We start from the raw sequence: 16,347 nt of genomic DNA on the forward strand, positions 1-16,347 counted from the left end.
CCCTTGGCTCGCTGACCGCCTTTTTCCTTCTTGGCATCCACACTTTTTAGCGTAGAGCCTGGTCCGATGGCGAAGATTGGGGCGTGCGGGGCGTCAAATACAGCGTTTCTCCCGGTTTGCTGAGAAAGAAATACCGCCGCGCCAGTTCGACCACATACTCCTCATTCTCGAGCCGCTTCACTTGTGCGGCAAGGGCTTCTCGCGTGCGGCTAAGGTCGACCGCCTCCTGCTTCAACTGGGCGAGCGTCGCTTCTTGGGCGCGAAGGAGCCGTTCCTGTTCCCACCATTTCTTCGCTGCCCATACGCCAAAGGCCACAAGCAGCGCGAGCAGGATTCGGATGCGGCGCCGGCGCATTCTCGTCTTCGGCACGCGCCATCACCTCATCGGTCTTTGGGCTTTTTCCCCCATCGCCAAATGGTTTTCGCGATTCGCCGCGCAAATCCTGCTCCGGGTGCGAAGATTTTCCGGACCGGGACGAGCAGGACGACCAGAACCTTCCATGCGGCTTTGCCGACGCCCGCGACAAGCCCCGCCGCCGCAAGGATGACCAGCTCCATCACCGCCACGGCCTTCCCCACCGTCCACACGACCGGGCGAACAAGGGCCGCATCGAGGAGCCACATGAGCCCCCAGAGCACGCGCCCGACCAGCGCGAGCAGCACCCCCCACCCCCGCACCATCGGCGCGCTAAGCGTCGCGGCATAAAAAACGGCGCCCGCAGCCAGGCCCAAGAAGGTGTGGGCGCGAACCACACCCCCATTCACGCGATACAAGACCCCAAACACGCCAAGGGCGGCGAGGCTCAAGACGAGCAGGTCAAGGGCGGCCACGACGGTCCGCCCAAAACGAAGGCGCCACTGGATCACGCGGTACAGGTCAAAGAGCGCGCCCAATCCGATGCCGCAGGCCACCGTCAGCCACCAAGAGAGGAGCTGCTCCCGGATGGTCACCGAAACAATCGGCTAAAGAGCCCTTTAGCCCGCTCTCCCGGTGCGCCTTCGTCAAGGTAGCCCATTTCGATGACCTTCCCTTCGATGGCCACCTGCCCCTGTTCCACATTGAGGCTTTTCATGTGCAACTGTTGCCCGCGGATGGCCAAAAACCCGCAGCTGGTCTCGAGGAGAAACTCCTCGCTGTCGAAGCTTTCCACATTGATCACGCCGGTGATGCGCAGCGCCTTCCGGTTCTCCATGACGATCTCGTGGTGCAGTTGCCCGCGGCCCTTCCCTTCCATCGTCGGACACCTCCTCACGGTCATCTTACGGACAGTCCCCGCGAAATAGAACCCGGGTCGTCCGCCTGACCGGAGGCCATCCGCACGATGGATCCCGCAGCGTGCCCCACCGCTTACGCTGCGCCGGGCTTCTCCTGCCGCCGTTCCGCCCGCTGGACCCTGCGCACCCACGGGTAGAACACGGCGCCCGAGGCGAGCAGCCCCATGCCGAACAGGAAGGTGGACAGGTCTGCCGTTCCCGCTTGGATGACCCACAACGCATACAGCGTCGCCCATCCGGCGATGACGCCGTCGACGAGGCGCGCCCGGCCGTCGGTTGCGTACGTTTCCCCGGTCACCACCAGCTTCAGCTGATAAACGGCGGCCAGCAGGTACGGAACCAGGTACGCCAAGGTGGCCACGTGGATCACGAAATCGAAGGCCTTGGCCACCGACTGGGATAGCGTGGACAGCAAGAAAAGCTGGGCCATGGCATTCGTAACCGTCAGGGCAACGGTCGGTACGCCCCGCCGATTTTCCCGAAGAAACGGAGACAGGAACACGCCTTGCTTGGCCTCCTGGTACGGAACCTCCGCACTCAGCCAGATCCATCCGATCGTCGAACCAAACAAGCTGACGAGTCCCAGCGCCGCCAGGAGGAAGCCACCGGAAGGCCCGATCGCGACCGACAGCGCGTCGACCAAGGGCTTGTCGGAGGTCCCCAACCGTTCGTGCGGCAAGACGCCCATGACGAGCAGGGTGATGGCCACATACAACACCAATGCCACCAGCAGCCCGATGAGGGTGGCCATCTTCACGTCCCGCGATGTGCGGGCCCGTCCGGAAAAGACAACAGCCGACTCCACGCCGACAAAGGCCCACAGCGTGGCCAACGCCGCCTCGTTCGCCTGCCCCAAGAGGCCGAACACATGGCCCGCTTCGTCCGTTCGGGGCGCCACAAAGGGCACAAGGTTGCGCGCGTCAAAGGCAAACAAGGCCGCAACGAGGAAGAGCAGAAAGCCGCCCACTTTGGCCGCCGTGGCGGCAAAGTTCGTTTTCCCCGTTTGTTCCATGCCCCGCAAGATCAAGAAATGAATGCCCCACAAGAGGTGATGATGGCCACATTGCCGGCAAAATTGGCCACCCAGTACCCCCACGCGACGGCGTATCCGGAAATAACCGACCAGAAAGAACGGGTGGGAAAGAGCGCCTGGGCGTAAGCCTGCGGCCCCCCGACAAGGTCGGGCTTGCGCAAGGCGAGATTGCCGAACACCAGCGCGGTCATCAGCACTCCGGCCCCGGTCAACAGCCAGGCCAGCAGGACACCGGCCGGGCTGGCCACTTCGGCCAGGGTGCGCGGCAGCATAAAGATGCCCGACCCCACCATGTTGCCGACCACGAGCGCAGCCAGCAGCCAAACGCCCAGCGTGCGCCCCGATCCGCGATGGGTCATGGTTCCAACCCCTTTCTCGTTCCCTAGACAATCCTTCATCTCGTTAATGAGATAAACTCCTCGAACATGCAATGCGACTCATCATACCGGAAAACGCGCCGCCCATCAAGGGTACATTGTGCCAACCGGAAACCCGCACGAAAAAGAAAAGGAAGGCTACCCCTTGCGGTAGCCTTCCCCTTTGTCGAACGCCTCGTCGATCCGCGTCTCCTCCACCACCGTGTACAGGCTCCCGGCCTCTTCCTTCCGCGCATTTTCTGTCACGCGCTCGACGCGGACCGTCAGCGTTTTCGTTCCAAAGTGAAGGGTAAGCAAATCCCCCACGCTCACGGTGCTCGACGCTTTTGCCGGCCGCCCGTTCAGTTCGACGCGGCCTTGGTCGCACAACTCCTTCGCCACCGTGCGCCGTTTGAGCAACCGCGAGACCTTGAGGAATTTGTCGAGCCGCATGTCACTTCACGGCTTCTTTCAGCTTGTTGCCCGCGCGGAACGCCGGAATGACGGCTTCCGGAATGTTGATCGTTTCCCCGGTTTGCGGGTTGCGACCGGTGCGGGCCGACCGCTTGCGCGTCTCAAAGGTGCCGAAGCCGACAAACTGGACCTTTTCCCCGGCGCGCAGGGCTTCGGTGATCTCTTCCAGCACCGCGTTCACGACCGTTTCCACATCTTTCTTCGTCAAACCGCTTTTTTCGGCAATGCGGGCGATGATCTCCTGCTTGTTCATAGGTCAACACCAACCTCCTTCTTTCAAGAATGTACGGTGATTGTTATTCGTGTTCCGCCGCCAAAATCCTGCTCGGCCCGCGGCCTCACTGCCCATTTTCTTTGGCTTCGTTCCACCAGCGGTCCATCTCCGCCAGGGTGACGTCGGCGAAGGTGCGGCCCTCCGCACGCAGCCGCGCCTCGATGTGGCGGAAGCGGCGGGCAAATTTCGCGCACGTCCGCGCCAGCGCTTCCTCCGGATCGACATGCAGGAAGCGGGCCAGGTTGACCACGGCAAACAGGAGATCGCCCACCTCGTCGGCCGCGCGCTCCTGCCCCTGCGCCGCCGCTTCGCGCACTTCCCGCACCTCTTCCTCCACTTTGGCAAAGACATCGTCGAGGGCCGTCCAGTCAAACCCCACGCTGGCGGCCTTCTTCTGGATCTTCCACGCCTTGAGGAGGGCGGGCAGGGCGCGCGGCACGCTGTCGAGCAGCGACGGCGCGTCCCCTTTCCCCTTGGCCGCGGCCTCCCGCTGCTTCATCGCCTCCCAGTTGGCCAGCGCCTCCTCGGCGCTTTCCGCTGACCGATCGCCGAACACGTGGGGATGGCGGCGGATCAGCTTGTCCACCAGGCCGCCGATCACGTCGTCGACGGTGAAGATGCCCTCCTCCTCGGCCATCTGGGCGTGCAGCATCACCTGCAAGAGCAGGTCCCCCAGCTCCTCGCACAGGGCGTCGGGGTCGCCGTCGTCGATGGCCTGGGCCACCTCGTACGCCTCTTCGATGACATTTTTGCGGATGGAGCGATGGGTCTGCTCGCGGTCCCACGGACACCCCTCCGGCCCGCGCAAGATCGCCACCACCTCGCGCAGGCGGTCAAACCGGCGGTTTATCACCCGGGGGTCGTCCGTCGGCGGCACGTAGACGAGGGTCAAGTTGTCCGTCGCCAGGCGATCCAACAGGTACAGCGGCTTTTGCTCCACCTTCTCCCGCTGCGGCACGCCGACCGCCGTGACGACGGTGACCGGATAATCGTCGGGATAGACCTCCATCAGCGTCAGCTTCACATCGGCGGCGACAAAGGCATCGTACACCTGGGTGATGACGAGGTGCAAGTGTGGCGCCAGGTGTTCGCGGCGCAGCGCCGTTCCGTCCAGCACGGCAAGGCCCTCGATCGGATCGATGCCCAGGCGGGCAAACAGCGGATCGAGAAAGCTTTGACCGCCGCCAATCACCACGCGCACCCCGGCCGCCGGGCCCCGCTCGAGGAGAAGCTGCACCGTTCGCTCCGCCACCATGGGATGGCCGGGCACGGCATAGAGCACGTCGCCGCGGCGCGCCTCGTCAAGCAGACGGTGGCAAATGGCCTCGTACACCGCCTCAAAGGTGTCGTGTTGCCGATAGAGGCTGTCGAAAGCCACAAAGGTGATCCCTTCGGCGCGCAGCTCCGCCGCCGCCGGATGCTCCGCCGTCCGCAAAAAGAGACGGTCGGCGGCGCGCAGCCGGCGGTAAACGCCGCGCGGCATGAGGTCAAGGCCACCGGCGCCAAGGCCCACCACTTCAATTGTGGGCATGGTTGGCATCCCTCCCTTCCTTCAGCATGCCCAGCCGCACCAAAAGCGGCACGAGGCGCCGCGTTTTCGGCACCAGCTCGAGGTCGCGCCGGCTCACCGCGCCGAGGCGCAAGACAGCGACACCGTAAACGGCAGCCCCCAGCGCCGTCAGCGCCAATGACTCCACGACGCTGGCGGCGCGAAGGGGCAGGCCGAGACCGAGAAGCGCCGCGTGAAGCACGGTGTACACCCCGTATACCGCCGCAGCCATGATCAAGGACGCAACCAGCGGCTTGACGACAAGGGCCTTCCGCGCGGCGCGCATGCCGGTACGCACGCGGAGGGCGCGCATGTTGAGCAACATGGCTACCGCATAGCCGATCACCGTGGCCAGCGCTGCCCCGGCGATGGCCATGTCCGCGCCGGCTCGGCTGAGCGCGGCGATGAGCACGACGTTCAGGCCCAGCTTAACCGCCACACCGATGAACAGGTTGCGAACCGGCACCATCACCTCGCCGAGCCCCTGCAAGATCGACGCCGCCGTTACGTTCACCGTGGCAAACAGCGTCGAGAAGGCCAGAACGGCCAAGGCAAAGGACCCCGCCGGGTCGCCGTAGAGCATGGTGTTGACCGGCTCCATGATCACGGCCAGACCGACCGATGCCGGCCACCCCACAATCACCGTCATGCGCACGGCCAGCTCGGTGCGGTTTTGGATCACCGCGCGCTGGCCGCGGGCATTCGCCTCGGCGATGGACGGCACGAGGGCCAGCGACAGGGCCGCGGCGAAAAAGGACGAAAACTGCACGAGGGGCTGACCGCGGTCGTAGACGCCCTTCCATTTCCCGGACACGTCGGCAAGGCCCGCCCAATCGAGAACGTTTTTTACGGTAAACGAGTCGGCCAGCTGCATCAAGGGGAGGATGAGCGAACCGAGGGCAATGGGCAGGGACAAGGCCAGAATCGTTTTGATGAGCGCCCCCGGCGGTTCCGGCGCGGACGCGGCGGTCGTCCGGGCAACGGAAATCCGCAGTTCATCCTTGCGCAGGTAGACCAGCATCACGGCCAACCCGGCGAGGGCCCCGGTAAACGACCCAAACAAGGCGCCCGATGCGGCGGCGTACACGCCGCGCCCCGTCTCCATGGCCCAAACGGCCAGCACGAGGATCGTGGCGATGCGCACGAGCTGCTCCAGCACCTGCGAGACGCCGGTGGGCATCATATTCTGCTGGCCTTGGAAGTAGCCCCGAATGGCCGCCATCACGGGAACGACCAAAAGCGCCGTCGACACCATGCGGATCGGCGTGGTCAGCCGCGCATCCCCCATCAGCTCAGCGATCCATGAGGCGCCGAAAAAGAGCAAGGCAAAGCAAGCCGTACCCGTTGCGGCCAAAAACGCCGCCGCAACATGAAACACGCGCCGCGCCCCGGCGGCATCGCCGACCGCCAGCTTCTCGGCGACGATCTTGGAAACGGCAAGGGGAAACCCGGCCGTGGCCAGGATGAGCAGCGTGCTGTAGATGGGGTACACCTGGGCGTAGGCGTACAGCCCGACGTCCCCCGTGATCGCCTTGTACGGCACGCGGTAGAAGACGCCCAGGATCTTGGAAATCAGCGAAGCCGCGGCCAAGATGGCCGCGCCCTGCAAAAAGCGCTTATGGCTCGTTACGGCGTTCATGACGGTCTCCTCTCCGCTTCCGGCACCCAAACTGAGGGTATTATACCAGACCGCGAAGCGGCCGGAAAACGAACGCCGCGCGTCAAAAGACGCAAAAAACGCCGCCGATCCGCTTCCTGCGGACAGGCGGCGCGATCCGGGCGACGACCCACGTCGGCGTCACTGTTCCATCTGCTTGCCCAAAAACCCCGCGGCCGTTTCGCACAGCTTCACTTCCAGCTCGCCCATCTTGACGCCCTCGTCCTTGCTCACGAGAATGACCGCGCCGATGGGATCGCCACCGGCCACGATGGGCGCGATGACAAAGCTGGAATAGGTGTCTTCGGCGTCCCGAATCAATTCGTAGCGACCGGGCGTGGTCTCGAGAATCGTTCGCCGTTCCTCCATGCTTCTCTCGATGATGCTGCCAACGGGTTTGTCCATAAATTCCTTTTTCGAACCGCCGGCCACGGCAATGATGTTGTCGCGATCGGCGATCAGGGCGATGTGCTTGACGCTGTCGTACAGCGATTCGGCGTACTCTTTGGCAAAGTCCCCGAGCTCTCCAATGGGGGAATACTTCTTCAGAATCACTTCTCCATCGCGGTCAACGAAGATTTCCAAGGGGTCCCCTTCGCGAATCCGCAAAGTGCGTCGGATCTCTTTCGGAATCACCACTCGGCCCAAATCGTCGATCCGTCGCACGATACCCGTTGCTTTCATGGACATGCCTCGCTTTCGTGATGGTTGGTTTTGCATGGGGCACGGATTCCGGCTTTACCCCTATTTTGTGTTCCCCGCGCTGTCATTACCAAGTTTGGCTCTCCATTCTTTCTGTCATGAGCGGAACTTCGTGCCAATCCCGGTGGCAACGGGAGATTTGGCCCTAGTATTCAACGGAAACCCAGCCCCTATGCGGCACGCCGCGCGCGAACGTGAAGGCAGGGACCCGGCCGTACGCGAAAAGCGGGCTGCGAACACGCAACCCGCTGCTCCTCACGTCGGCTTGGGCAGGGCGATTTGCCGGATGTGCTTGGGCAACTCCTTGTCATAGAAGCGATTGTAGGCTTCGTTCAACGCCTCGACGCGCAACTCCTCGCGCACCTGTTCAAACGGCAGAACCTCGCGTTTTTCCACCCGGATCACATGGTAACCGTAGGCCGTTTTTACGGGAGCGCCCACCTTCCCGATGGCCTGGGTCAGCACGGCCTGCTGAAATTCGGGTACCCATTCCGTCACGCGGGCGTTTTCGTACACCCCGCCTTTTTCCTTGCTGCCCGGATCGTCGGAGTACTGTTTGGCCAGGGCGGCCATGTCCTCGCCGCGCTGGATGCGCCGGGCCAGCTCCGTGGCCAATTTGTAGGCCTCCGCCTCGCTGCGCCCGTCGGTGCTGATAAGGATGTGGCGCACCGTGGCCACGGTGAAGTCGCGCTGGCGCTCCGCGTAGCGCTTCTTCAAGTCCTCTTCCTTCACTTGTGCGGCAAGATAGGTCTCGATGCGCTTGTAGCGCACCAGGTAGTTCCGCACGTCGTCTTCCGTCAGGTTGAGCCGCTTGAGAAGCTGATCGGCCGCCTTGCGCGAACCCTCCGCCTTGTCGAAGGCCTGCCGCCACGCGTCGAACAGGTTGTCGGCCTCCTCGCGCACATCGGCGCTTCCGGCGCGGTCGGCCAGAATCGTCTCGGCAATGTAGCTGCGCAGTACTTCCTCGCGGCTTTCCGGATCGGTCAGCACGGCGCGGTACAAGGGGTTGAGCACGTACTGGAGGGCGAGGTACTTCTCAAATTCGCCGGCCGTCACTTCCCCGCCATCATAGCGGGCCACCACCTGCTTCGCATCCACGCCGAGGGAGAGATTCGGCCCCCCCGCATCGCCGCCCTTGCCCGACGTCGGCTGGGCGTCGTCCGATTGGGCGCATCCGGCCAGCGCGAACAACGCGCAAACCCAAAGCGCCAGCACCCTCCACATCCGCTTACGTGGCCACATGTTTCACTTCTCCTTTCGTTTTCAGCACATCGGCATAGCCTTCCAAGAACCGTTCCAAAAACGAAAGCAGCGCTTCTGCGGACAGCCCTTTGACCGGGATGCGAATGCCCACTCGCCCGCCGTCCATCGACAGGGCGATGCGGCGATCAAAGCGCGCGGCCAGGGCGAACAGCCGCCCACCGTCGATCTTGCTCGTCTGGTCCGGAGCCAAGTCGATGCGCACCTCGTCGCCCTTCTGGACGATGCGTTCCATGCGGTAGCGCGCCGCGTAGGTGCGAATTTTGACCACCGACAAGAGGTTCTTGACCGGCGGCGAGGGCTCCCCGAAGCGGTCGACAAGTTCGTCGACGAGATCCGGGACCTCCTCCGGGTTCTCCACGGCGGCAAACTTCTTGTACATCTCAATCTTTTGCTTGGCATCGGGAATGTAGTCGGAGGGCAAGTACGCATCGACGGCCAAGTCGATTTCCGGGCGCAGCGGCGGCTCCTCCGGCTTTTCGCCCTTGAGCTCTTCGATCGCCTCCTTCAGCATCTGCGTGTACAGGTCAAAGCCCACCGACGCGATAAAGCCGTGCTGTTCCGGACCGAGCAGGTTGCCCGCCCCGCGGATGGCCAGATCGCGCATGGCGATCTTGAAACCCGAGCCAAACTCGGTGAACTCCTTGATCGCCTGCAGGCGCTTCTCCGCCTCTTCACTCAGCACCTTGTCGCGTTGATACGTGAAGTAGGCGTAGGCGATGCGGTTGGAACGGCCGACGCGCCCGCGCAGCTGATAGAGCTGCGCCAAACCCAACTTGTCGGCATCGTACACGATCAACGTGTTGACGTTCGGGATGTCCACCCCTGTTTCAATGATCGTCGTGCACACCAGCACGTCGTACTGGCCATCCAGGAAATCGAGCATCACCCGTTCCAGTTCGTTTTCATCCATCTGCCCGTGGGCAACGGCCACGCGGGCATCGGGCACGAGGGCGCGAATCTGGTCGGCCATGCGCTCAATCGACTGCACCTGGTTGTAGACGAAATACACCTGTCCGCCGCGGGCCAGCTCCCGCTCGATGGCCTCGCGCACGAGGGCCGCGCTGTACTCCACCACATAGGTCTGCACGGGAAAACGGTTTTCCGGCGGCGTTTCGATGACGGAGAGGTCGCGCACGCCGAGCATCGACATGTGCAGCGTCCGCGGAATGGGCGTCGCCGTGAGCGTCAGGACATCGACGTTCGTCTTCAGCTGCTTGAGCTTCTCCTTGTGCGCCACGCCGAAGCGCTGTTCCTCGTCGATAATCAAAAGCCCCAGATCCTTGAACTGCACGTCCTTCGAGAGCAAGCGGTGCGTGCCGATGACGATGTCCACCGTGCCGTCCTTCAGCCCCTTGATGACCTGGTTTTGCTCCTTGCGCGAGCGGAAACGCGACAGCACCTCGATGCGCACCGGGTAGTCGGCGAAGCGTTCCTTGAACGTTTCGAAATGCTGTTGGGCGAGAATCGTCGTCGGCACGAGGACGGCCACCTGCTTGCCGTCCATCACCGCCTTGAAGGCGGCGCGGATGGCCACCTCCGTCTTGCCGTAGCCCACGTCGCCGCACAGGAGGCGGTCCATCGGCCGCGGCGCCTCCATGTCGCGCTTCACTTCCTCGATGGCCCGCAGCTGGTCGGGCGTCTCCTCGTAGGGAAAGAGGGCCTCAAACTCGCGCTGCTCCGGCGTGTCCTTGCTGAAGGCGTACCCCTTGGACGCCTGCCGCTTGGCATACAGCTTGAGGAGATCCTCGGCGATGTCGCGCACCGAGGCGCGCACGCGGTTTTTGACTTTTTTCCATTCGCCGCCGCCCAGGGAATAAATTTTCGGCTCCTTGTCTTCCGCGCCGATGTACTTCTGGACCAGGTCGATCTGGTCGATGGGCACGTACAGCTTGTCGTTTCCGGCGTACTGGATGAGCAGATAATCCTTGTGCACGCCGTCGACTTCTAACGTTTGGATCCCCATGTACTTGCCGATGCCGTGGTTGACGTGGACGACGTAATCGCCCACCTTGAGGTCGAGGTAGCTCTTGATGCGCTCGGCCCCGGAGATCGTCGCCACGCGCCGGGCCTTGCGCTGCTTCTGGGTGAACACCTCGCTTTCCGTCACCACGACCACTTTCTGGCGCGGCAGCTCGAAACCGCTCGACAGGTTGCCGATCAGGATCGTCGGCCGCTTGGGCAGGGCCAAGAGGTCCTTGGCCACGTCCACCTCCATCCCGTAGTCGGCGAGGACGCGCGCCAGGCGGCCGGCCCGCTCCTCATCGGCGGCGGCAAAGAGCACGCGCATGTCGCTCTTCTCCCACCGGGCCATTTCCGTCTTGAGCACGTTCATCTGGCCGTGGAAGTTCTGCATGCTGCGGCACACCACGTTCACCACGTTCTGCGGATGGGTGCGCGGCACCTGCCGCAAAAAGAGGGCCAGGTAGAGGCGCGGCCGACGCCCGACCGTCTCGTCGAACGCCTTCGTCAGGCGCAGGCGGGGCAAAAACTCTCCGGCCTGCACGAGGGCCGTCTGCCATTCGGCCTCATCCTTCTCCAGCTGGTCAACAGCATCGAACACCCGCGCCGGCTCGTCGAACACCAGGAGCGGGTCGCCGGCGACGTAGTCGAGCAGCGTGCCCGCCTCGGGATAGAGCAGCTCGACGTACTTTTGCTCGCCCTGAAAGCCGGCCCCTTGCCGCCACTGCTCCAGCTCCCAACCGATGCGCTCGCGCAGCTTGTCGCGCACGGCCGGGTCGCGAATCGTCTCGAGGGCCCGGTTTAAGCGGTCTTCCAGGCGGAGCGCCCCCTGCTGGCGCCGCTCCGGCGTGGCAAAGACCTCGGCCACCGGCGGGATGACCGCTTCGTTCCGCGCATCGGTCGACCGCTGCGTCTCCACGTCAAAGGCGCGGATGGAGTCGACTTCGTCGTCGAAAAATTCAATGCGCAGCGGCGACGGCTCGCTAAGGGGAAAGACGTCGACAATGCCGCCGCGCACGCTGAACTCGCCGGGCGCCTCGATCATCTCCGTCCGCGTGTAGCCGATGGCCGACAGGCGGCGCGCAAACGCTTCCAAATCGACCGTGTCCCCGACGGCCAGACGCACCACCGCCTCCCGCCACGCCGCTGGAGGGGGAAGCCGCCGGCACAGCCCGGCGTAGGGCACGACGAGAACGCCCGTCTTGCCGGCAGACAGCTCGGTGAGGATCTTCAGGCGCTGGCTGCGCATCTCCGGGCTGGCCACCAGCACCTCGGTGCCGATCACCTCATTGGCCGGATAGAGCCACACTTCCTCCTCCGGCAGGCATTCGGCCAAATCTTCGTACAACCGCTGGGCATGGTACGTGTTATGCGTAACGAGCACCACCGGCCGGCCGATCGCCCGGTAGAGCGTTGCGACGTAGAGCGGGCGGGCCGAGCCGCTGAGCCCGGTCACCATCTGCTCGCGCAGGCCGCGGGCAAAGCCGTCTACCACGGCCTGGAAATCCGGATCATCGCGAAACACCTGCAGGAGCACGCGCATCGGGTACACCCCCTATACGCCAAAAAAAAGGAAAACGCCCATGCAAAAAGAAGCCTTAGCGTACCGCCAAGGCTTAGACCTTTGCCGGTATCCGGAGCTACACGCCTACTGCAAATGGTTGTGCATGAGCAACCATTCCGGTTGCCGCAAAACGGCTTCCTGGCAGTATTCGCAGATGACGCGCACGCAAACGTCGCCATTTGACTCATAGGTTATTATAGACGCCCGCTCTTCGGGGGTCAAGAAATGGAATCCCAGACGCCATTCCGGAACATCCGCCTCGATCGTGCCCAGCGCCATGCCACAACGCGGACAGACGTACTTGACAGCCATGGCCAACCCTCCCCTGCCGCGGTGCTGTTTTCAGTATGGCCGCGGCAGGAGACCGCCATTCAGCGGTTAAAGCGGTTCATCACGCGGTCGATCGGCTCGGTGATCCAGGCCGCCGCCGCCTCCGCCGCCCGCACCGCCGCCGCCTCGGCCGCCTCCCGCTCCTCGGGGGCAAAGGGCGACAGCACGTGATCGGTCACCGACACGCCCGGCGCGGGGCGCCCGATGCCGATGCGGATGCGCGGGATCTCCTGCGTACCCAGATGGGCGATGATCGAGCGCAGGCCGCGGTGGCCGCCGTCGCTGCCCTTCATGCGCACGCGGAGGGTGCCGAGGGGCAAATCCATGTCGTCGTAGATGACGAGGATCGCTTCCGGATTCAGTTTATGAAACCGGACCGCCTCCGCCACCGACTCGCCGGAGGCGTTCATGTACGTCTGCGGCTTGAGCAGGAGCACCTTTTGTCCGTCGACGCAGCCCTCGCCGACAAGCCCTTTCCACTTTGCCTTGTCTACGGAAATGCGCAGCGTGCGCGCGAGGCGATCGATCACCCAGAAGCCCACGTTGTGGCGGGTGGCCGCGTAGGCCGGTCCGGGATTGCCCAATCCAACGATCAGTTTCATGCCGCGTTCCCCCCATAAAAAAGGCGCAAACCCGCAGCGCTGCGGGTTGCGCGTGGTGTCGAAGCGCAAGCCGGCGGCCGATCAGCCCTCGCCACCGGTGTTTTCCACCAGCTCCACTTCTTCCGGCGTGGTTTCCGTCTCGACCGGCTCGAGGTCCGGCGCGGTGACGGTGAGCACCACTTCCTCGGCGTCTTCGAGCACCGTCACCCCTTCGGGCACGACGAGGTCCTTCACGCGAACCACATCGCCCACCGACAGGTCGGCCACCTGGACGTCGATCGCTTCCGGCACGCGGTCCGGCAGCGTGCGCACTTCCACCTCGCGCAGCTGGAGCTGCGGAATGGCGCCGCGCCGCTCCAGTTCCGCTTCGCCGATCACCCGAACGGGTACGCTGATGTCGACCGGTTCGTTGAGGCTGACCTGATGGAAGTCAATGTGCAGGATGTTCCCGCTGATCGCATCGCGCTGGATCTCCTGGACGATGGCCCGGACCGTGCCCTCGCCCTCAACGTCCAGATTGACGAGCGCCCCCGCGCTGCGGTGGCCAATCAGCCGCTCGAAGGCCGACTGGTCGACCGCCAGCGGCAGCGGCTGGCGCTCCTTGCCGTAGATGATGGCCGGAACTTTGCGCTCCTTGCGCAAGCGCCGCGTCGCCGAACGGCGCAGGTCATGGCGCACGTACGCCTTTAACGTTTCCGTCATGTGCCCGATCACCCCTCTGTTGGAAGGATTGGAAAGCCGATGCTGTCCATTCCTACCATTCCCGTTCGGGGACGGGTTCAAACATGACCGCAAAACGCCCAAAGGGTACGCCCACAACGTTCATTTTACGCAAGGACCTGCGGGCAGATCAACGCCCCTCGCGCCCCGCCGCTTCCGTCTGCGCGTCTTCCGGTTAGTCGAAGAGCTTGCTCACCGACAACTCCTCATGGACGCGGATGATCGCCTCGCCGATGATCGGCGCCACCGACAGAACGACGATGTTGTCGAGGCGCTTTTCGGGGGTGAGCGGAATCGTGTTCGTCACAACAAGCTCCTTGATCGGGGAATGCTGAATCCGCTCGATGGCCGGACCGGAAAGCACCGGATGCGTGCACGCCGCGTACACCTCGCGCGCCCCATGCTCGAGAAGCGCTTTCGCCGCCAGCGTGATCGTCCCCGCCGTGTCGATGATGTCGTCGATGAGGATGGCCGTTTTCCCCTTCACGTCCCCCACGATGTTCATCACTTCGGCCACGTTCGGCTCCGGGCGCCGCTTGTCAATGATGGCGATCGGCGCCGCGAGCCGCTCGGCCATCTTCCGCGCCCGCGTCACTCCGCCGTGATCGGGCGAGACCACCACGATGTTGTCCAATCCCTTTTCCAAAAAGTACTTGGCCAAAATCGGGACGCCGAGCAAATGGTCAACAGGGATATCGAAAAAGCCTTGGATCTGCGTGGCGTGCAAGTCCATCGTGATGACGCGGTTGGCGCCCGCCGTTTCAATCAGGTTGGCCACCAGCTTGGCCGTAATCGGATCGCGGGCGCGCGCCTTGCGGTCCTGCCGTGCGTAGCCGTAGTACGGGATGACGCAGTTGATCGATTTGGCCGAAGCCCGTTTGAGGGCGTCAACCATGACAAGGAGCTCCATCAGGTTTTCGTTGACGGGATAACACGTCGACTGGATGACAAACACGTCGGCCCCGCGCACGCTCTCCTCCAGTTTGATCTGGATTTCCCCGTCGCTAAAGCGCGAGGCGCGGGCATTGCCGAGCGGAACGCCGATGTGGTCGGCGATCTCCTGGGCCAGGGCAGGATTGGAGTTGCCCGTAAACACCTTCAGCTTGGGATCGCGGTATTTCCCCATGATTGCCCTCCGTCACGCTTCCGATTTCCATTTTTTCACGTATTCCGGCTTGTTGATTTGTCGCGCCCGCGCGATGGCCAGGGCGTAATCCGGAACATCGTCGGTAATCGTCGAACCGGCCGCCGTGTAGGCCCCTTTGCCCACGCGCACCGGGGCCACCAGGTTCGTGTTGCAGCCGATGAACGCGCCGTCCTCCACCACCGTGCGGTGCTTGGTCCGGCCGTCGTAGTTGACAACGACGCTGCCGCAGCCGAAGTTGACGTCGGCCCCCACGTCGGCGTCCCCAATATACGTCAGATGCGCCGCCTTGGATCGCGGGCCGATGACGCTGTTCTTCACCTCAACGAAGTTCCCCACGCGCACGCCCTCGCCGATGCGCGTTCCGGGCCGCAGGTGGGCAAAGGGCCCAATCTCGGCGCCGTCAGCCACCGCGCTTTTCACGATCACGGAATGGCGGATCACGACGCCGCTTCCGATCTGGCTGTCCAGAATCTCCGTATACGGCCCAATCACCGCATCTTCGCCGATCACCGTCTCCCCGGCCAGGCGCGTGCCCGGCAGGATCACCGTGTCGCGGCCGATCATCACGCCGGCGTCGATGTAGGTGGTGGCCGGATCGACAATCGTCACCCCGTTTTTCATGTGCGCCTCGTTGATGCGGCGGCGCAGGATGGCCTCCGCGCGGGCCAAGGCCACGCGATCGTTGATGCCGATCGTCTCCGCCTCGTCGGGGGTGTAATGCGCGGCCACCGTCTCCCCGCGGCGGCGCAAAATGGCCACACAGTCCGTCAAGTAGTACTCGCCCTGGGCGTTGTCGTTGGTGACCTCCTCAAGGGCAGAAAACAGTTTGCGGTTGTCGAAACAGTACGTGCCGGTGTTGATCTCGCGGATGCGCCGCTCCTCTTCGGTGGCATCCTTGTGCTCCACAATGCGCACCACATCGCCGGCGCCGTCTCGTACAACGCGGCCGTACCCTGTTGGATCCACCGCCGTGGTGGTCAGCAGAGTGACGGCCGCCTGCTTGCGCTCGTGTTCCTGTCGCATCGCCGCCAGCGTCTCGGGGCGAAGGAGCGGCGTGTCGCCGCACAGGACGAAGGTCGTGCCCTCCCGCTCGCCCAGGATCGGCGCGGCACACCGAACGGCATGGCCGGTGCCGAGCTGTTCTTCCTGCACCGCGTAGCGAACGCGGTCGCCAAGGTAGGCCCGTACCGCTTCGGCGCCATGCCCGACGACGACCACGATCTCGTCGACGCCCAGCGCCGTCAAGGTGTCCACGACGTGGCCCACCATCGGCTTGCCGCACACCGGATGCATCACTTTGCTCCGCTTCGACTTCATCCGCGTGCCCAGGCCCGCCGCCAGGACGATCGCGTAGGTCGCTGCCAACGTCTGGTCCTCCCTCTGTCCTTATTCAACCTGACTATAGCGGAAAGTGCCCCCCTTTTCAAGGGCACGCAATCACT

The 16,347-nt window shown here is 63.8% G+C and carries 15 protein-coding genes and 1 pseudogene; all 16 read right to left on the reverse strand.

What is annotated here, in order from left to right:
• Positions 1 to 46 precede the first annotated feature (46 nt).
• The 16 genes and pseudogenes from IEX61_RS10580 to glmU all read right to left on the reverse strand — a co-directional run bounded on the left by IEX61_RS10580 (position 47) and on the right by glmU (position 16,270).
• Positions 47 to 370: an FtsB family cell division protein gene (locus tag IEX61_RS10580; protein WP_188817995.1), complete on the reverse strand. Its 324-nt coding sequence runs from the start codon at positions 368 to 370 to the stop codon at positions 47 to 49.
• Positions 371 to 381: 11 nt separating this feature from the next.
• Positions 382 to 951, reverse strand: a complete 570-nt coding sequence (gene yabQ, locus IEX61_RS10585; protein ID WP_054669655.1) for a spore cortex biosynthesis protein YabQ — start codon at positions 949 to 951, stop codon at positions 382 to 384.
• Positions 948 to 1,235: a sporulation protein YabP gene (yabP, locus tag IEX61_RS10590; RefSeq protein ID WP_054669658.1), complete on the reverse strand. Its 288-nt coding sequence runs from the start codon at positions 1,233 to 1,235 to the stop codon at positions 948 to 950. Before yabP ends, yabQ begins: the two co-directional genes overlap by 4 nt.
• 113 nt (positions 1,236 to 1,348) lie before the next feature.
• Positions 1,349 to 2,667, reverse strand: a pseudogene (locus IEX61_RS10595) (amino acid permease).
• A gap of 156 nt (positions 2,668 to 2,823) precedes the next feature.
• Positions 2,824 to 3,117, reverse strand: coding sequence for an RNA-binding S4 domain-containing protein (locus IEX61_RS10600; protein WP_188817997.1), 294 nt, complete (start codon positions 3,115 to 3,117; stop codon positions 2,824 to 2,826).
• Between the two features lies 1 nt (position 3,118).
• The gene (gene hbs, locus IEX61_RS10605; protein ID WP_054669662.1) at positions 3,119 to 3,391 is read right to left on the reverse strand and encodes a non-specific DNA-binding protein Hbs; all 273 of its coding nucleotides are present in this window, start codon (positions 3,389 to 3,391) and stop codon (positions 3,119 to 3,121) included.
• A gap of 85 nt (positions 3,392 to 3,476) precedes the next feature.
• Positions 3,477 to 4,943 carry a bifunctional methyltransferase/pyrophosphohydrolase YabN gene (gene yabN, locus IEX61_RS10610; RefSeq protein ID WP_157057645.1) on the reverse strand — a complete coding sequence of 489 codons (1,467 nt, stop codon included), beginning with the start codon at positions 4,941 to 4,943 and terminating at the stop codon, positions 3,477 to 3,479.
• Positions 4,930 to 6,600, reverse strand: a complete 1,671-nt coding sequence (locus IEX61_RS10615; RefSeq protein WP_054669668.1) for a putative polysaccharide biosynthesis protein — start codon at positions 6,598 to 6,600, stop codon at positions 4,930 to 4,932. Before IEX61_RS10615 ends, yabN begins: the two co-directional genes overlap by 14 nt.
• Positions 6,601 to 6,759: 159 nt before the next feature.
• Positions 6,760 to 7,302 carry a stage V sporulation protein T gene (gene spoVT / locus IEX61_RS10620; protein ID WP_054669677.1) on the reverse strand — a complete coding sequence of 181 codons (543 nt, stop codon included), beginning with the start codon at positions 7,300 to 7,302 and terminating at the stop codon, positions 6,760 to 6,762.
• A gap of 273 nt (positions 7,303 to 7,575) precedes the next feature.
• Positions 7,576 to 8,562 carry a peptidylprolyl isomerase gene (locus IEX61_RS10625; RefSeq protein ID WP_083462860.1) on the reverse strand — a complete coding sequence of 329 codons (987 nt, stop codon included), beginning with the start codon at positions 8,560 to 8,562 and terminating at the stop codon, positions 7,576 to 7,578.
• Positions 8,549 to 12,085, reverse strand: a complete 3,537-nt coding sequence (mfd, locus tag IEX61_RS10630; protein WP_188817999.1) for a transcription-repair coupling factor — start codon at positions 12,083 to 12,085, stop codon at positions 8,549 to 8,551. Before mfd ends, IEX61_RS10625 begins: the two co-directional genes overlap by 14 nt.
• 105 nt (positions 12,086 to 12,190) lie before the next feature.
• Positions 12,191 to 12,418, reverse strand: a complete 228-nt coding sequence (locus tag IEX61_RS10635) for an anti-sigma-F factor Fin family protein (protein ID WP_054669674.1) — start codon at positions 12,416 to 12,418, stop codon at positions 12,191 to 12,193.
• A gap of 59 nt (positions 12,419 to 12,477) precedes the next feature.
• Entirely contained in the window at positions 12,478 to 13,038 is a 561-nt protein-coding gene (gene pth, locus IEX61_RS10640) for an aminoacyl-tRNA hydrolase (protein ID WP_188818001.1), read from the reverse strand.
• 81 nt (positions 13,039 to 13,119) lie between these two features.
• Positions 13,120 to 13,740, reverse strand: coding sequence for a 50S ribosomal protein L25 (locus IEX61_RS10645; protein WP_054672424.1), 621 nt, complete (start codon positions 13,738 to 13,740; stop codon positions 13,120 to 13,122).
• A gap of 193 nt (positions 13,741 to 13,933) precedes the next feature.
• The gene (locus IEX61_RS10650) at positions 13,934 to 14,884 is read right to left on the reverse strand and encodes a ribose-phosphate diphosphokinase (RefSeq protein ID WP_054672426.1); all 951 of its coding nucleotides are present in this window, start codon (positions 14,882 to 14,884) and stop codon (positions 13,934 to 13,936) included.
• 12 nt (positions 14,885 to 14,896) lie between these two features.
• The gene (gene glmU, locus IEX61_RS10655; protein ID WP_188818003.1) at positions 14,897 to 16,270 is read right to left on the reverse strand and encodes a bifunctional UDP-N-acetylglucosamine diphosphorylase/glucosamine-1-phosphate N-acetyltransferase GlmU; all 1,374 of its coding nucleotides are present in this window, start codon (positions 16,268 to 16,270) and stop codon (positions 14,897 to 14,899) included.
• Positions 16,271 to 16,347 lie beyond the last annotated feature (77 nt).

Origin of the sequence: Calditerricola satsumensis, from assembly GCF_014646935.1 — a bacterium.
Lineage (GTDB): Bacteria > Bacillota > Bacilli > Calditerricolales > Calditerricolaceae > Calditerricola > Calditerricola satsumensis.

Excerpts from the sequence above, each read along its gene's own strand:
- yabP (WP_054669658.1), bottom strand. The coding sequence starts at position 1,235 with ATGGAAGGGAAGGGCCGCGGGCAACTGCACCACGAGATCGTCATGGAG.
- IEX61_RS10600 (WP_188817997.1), bottom strand. The coding sequence starts at position 3,117 with ATGCGGCTCGACAAATTCCTCAAGGTCTCGCGGTTGCTCAAACGGCGC.
- hbs (WP_054669662.1), bottom strand. The coding sequence starts at position 3,391 with ATGAACAAGCAGGAGATCATCGCCCGCATTGCCGAAAAAAGCGGTTTG.
- yabN (WP_157057645.1), bottom strand. The coding sequence starts at position 4,943 with ATGCCCACAATTGAAGTGGTGGGCCTTGGCGCCGGTGGCCTTGACCTC.
- IEX61_RS10615 (WP_054669668.1), bottom strand. The coding sequence starts at position 6,600 with ATGAACGCCGTAACGAGCCATAAGCGCTTTTTGCAGGGCGCGGCCATC.
- spoVT (WP_054669677.1), bottom strand. The coding sequence starts at position 7,302 with ATGAAAGCAACGGGTATCGTGCGACGGATCGACGATTTGGGCCGAGTG.
- IEX61_RS10625 (WP_083462860.1), bottom strand. The coding sequence starts at position 8,562 with ATGTGGCCACGTAAGCGGATGTGGAGGGTGCTGGCGCTTTGGGTTTGC.
- mfd (WP_188817999.1), bottom strand. The coding sequence starts at position 12,085 with ATGCGCGTGCTCCTGCAGGTGTTTCGCGATGATCCGGATTTCCAGGCC.
- IEX61_RS10635 (WP_054669674.1), bottom strand. The coding sequence starts at position 12,418 with ATGGCTGTCAAGTACGTCTGTCCGCGTTGTGGCATGGCGCTGGGCACG.
- pth (WP_188818001.1), bottom strand. The coding sequence starts at position 13,038 with ATGAAACTGATCGTTGGATTGGGCAATCCCGGACCGGCCTACGCGGCC.
- IEX61_RS10645 (WP_054672424.1), bottom strand. The coding sequence starts at position 13,740 with ATGACGGAAACGTTAAAGGCGTACGTGCGCCATGACCTGCGCCGTTCG.
- IEX61_RS10650 (WP_054672426.1), bottom strand. The coding sequence starts at position 14,884 with ATGGGGAAATACCGCGATCCCAAGCTGAAGGTGTTTACGGGCAACTCC.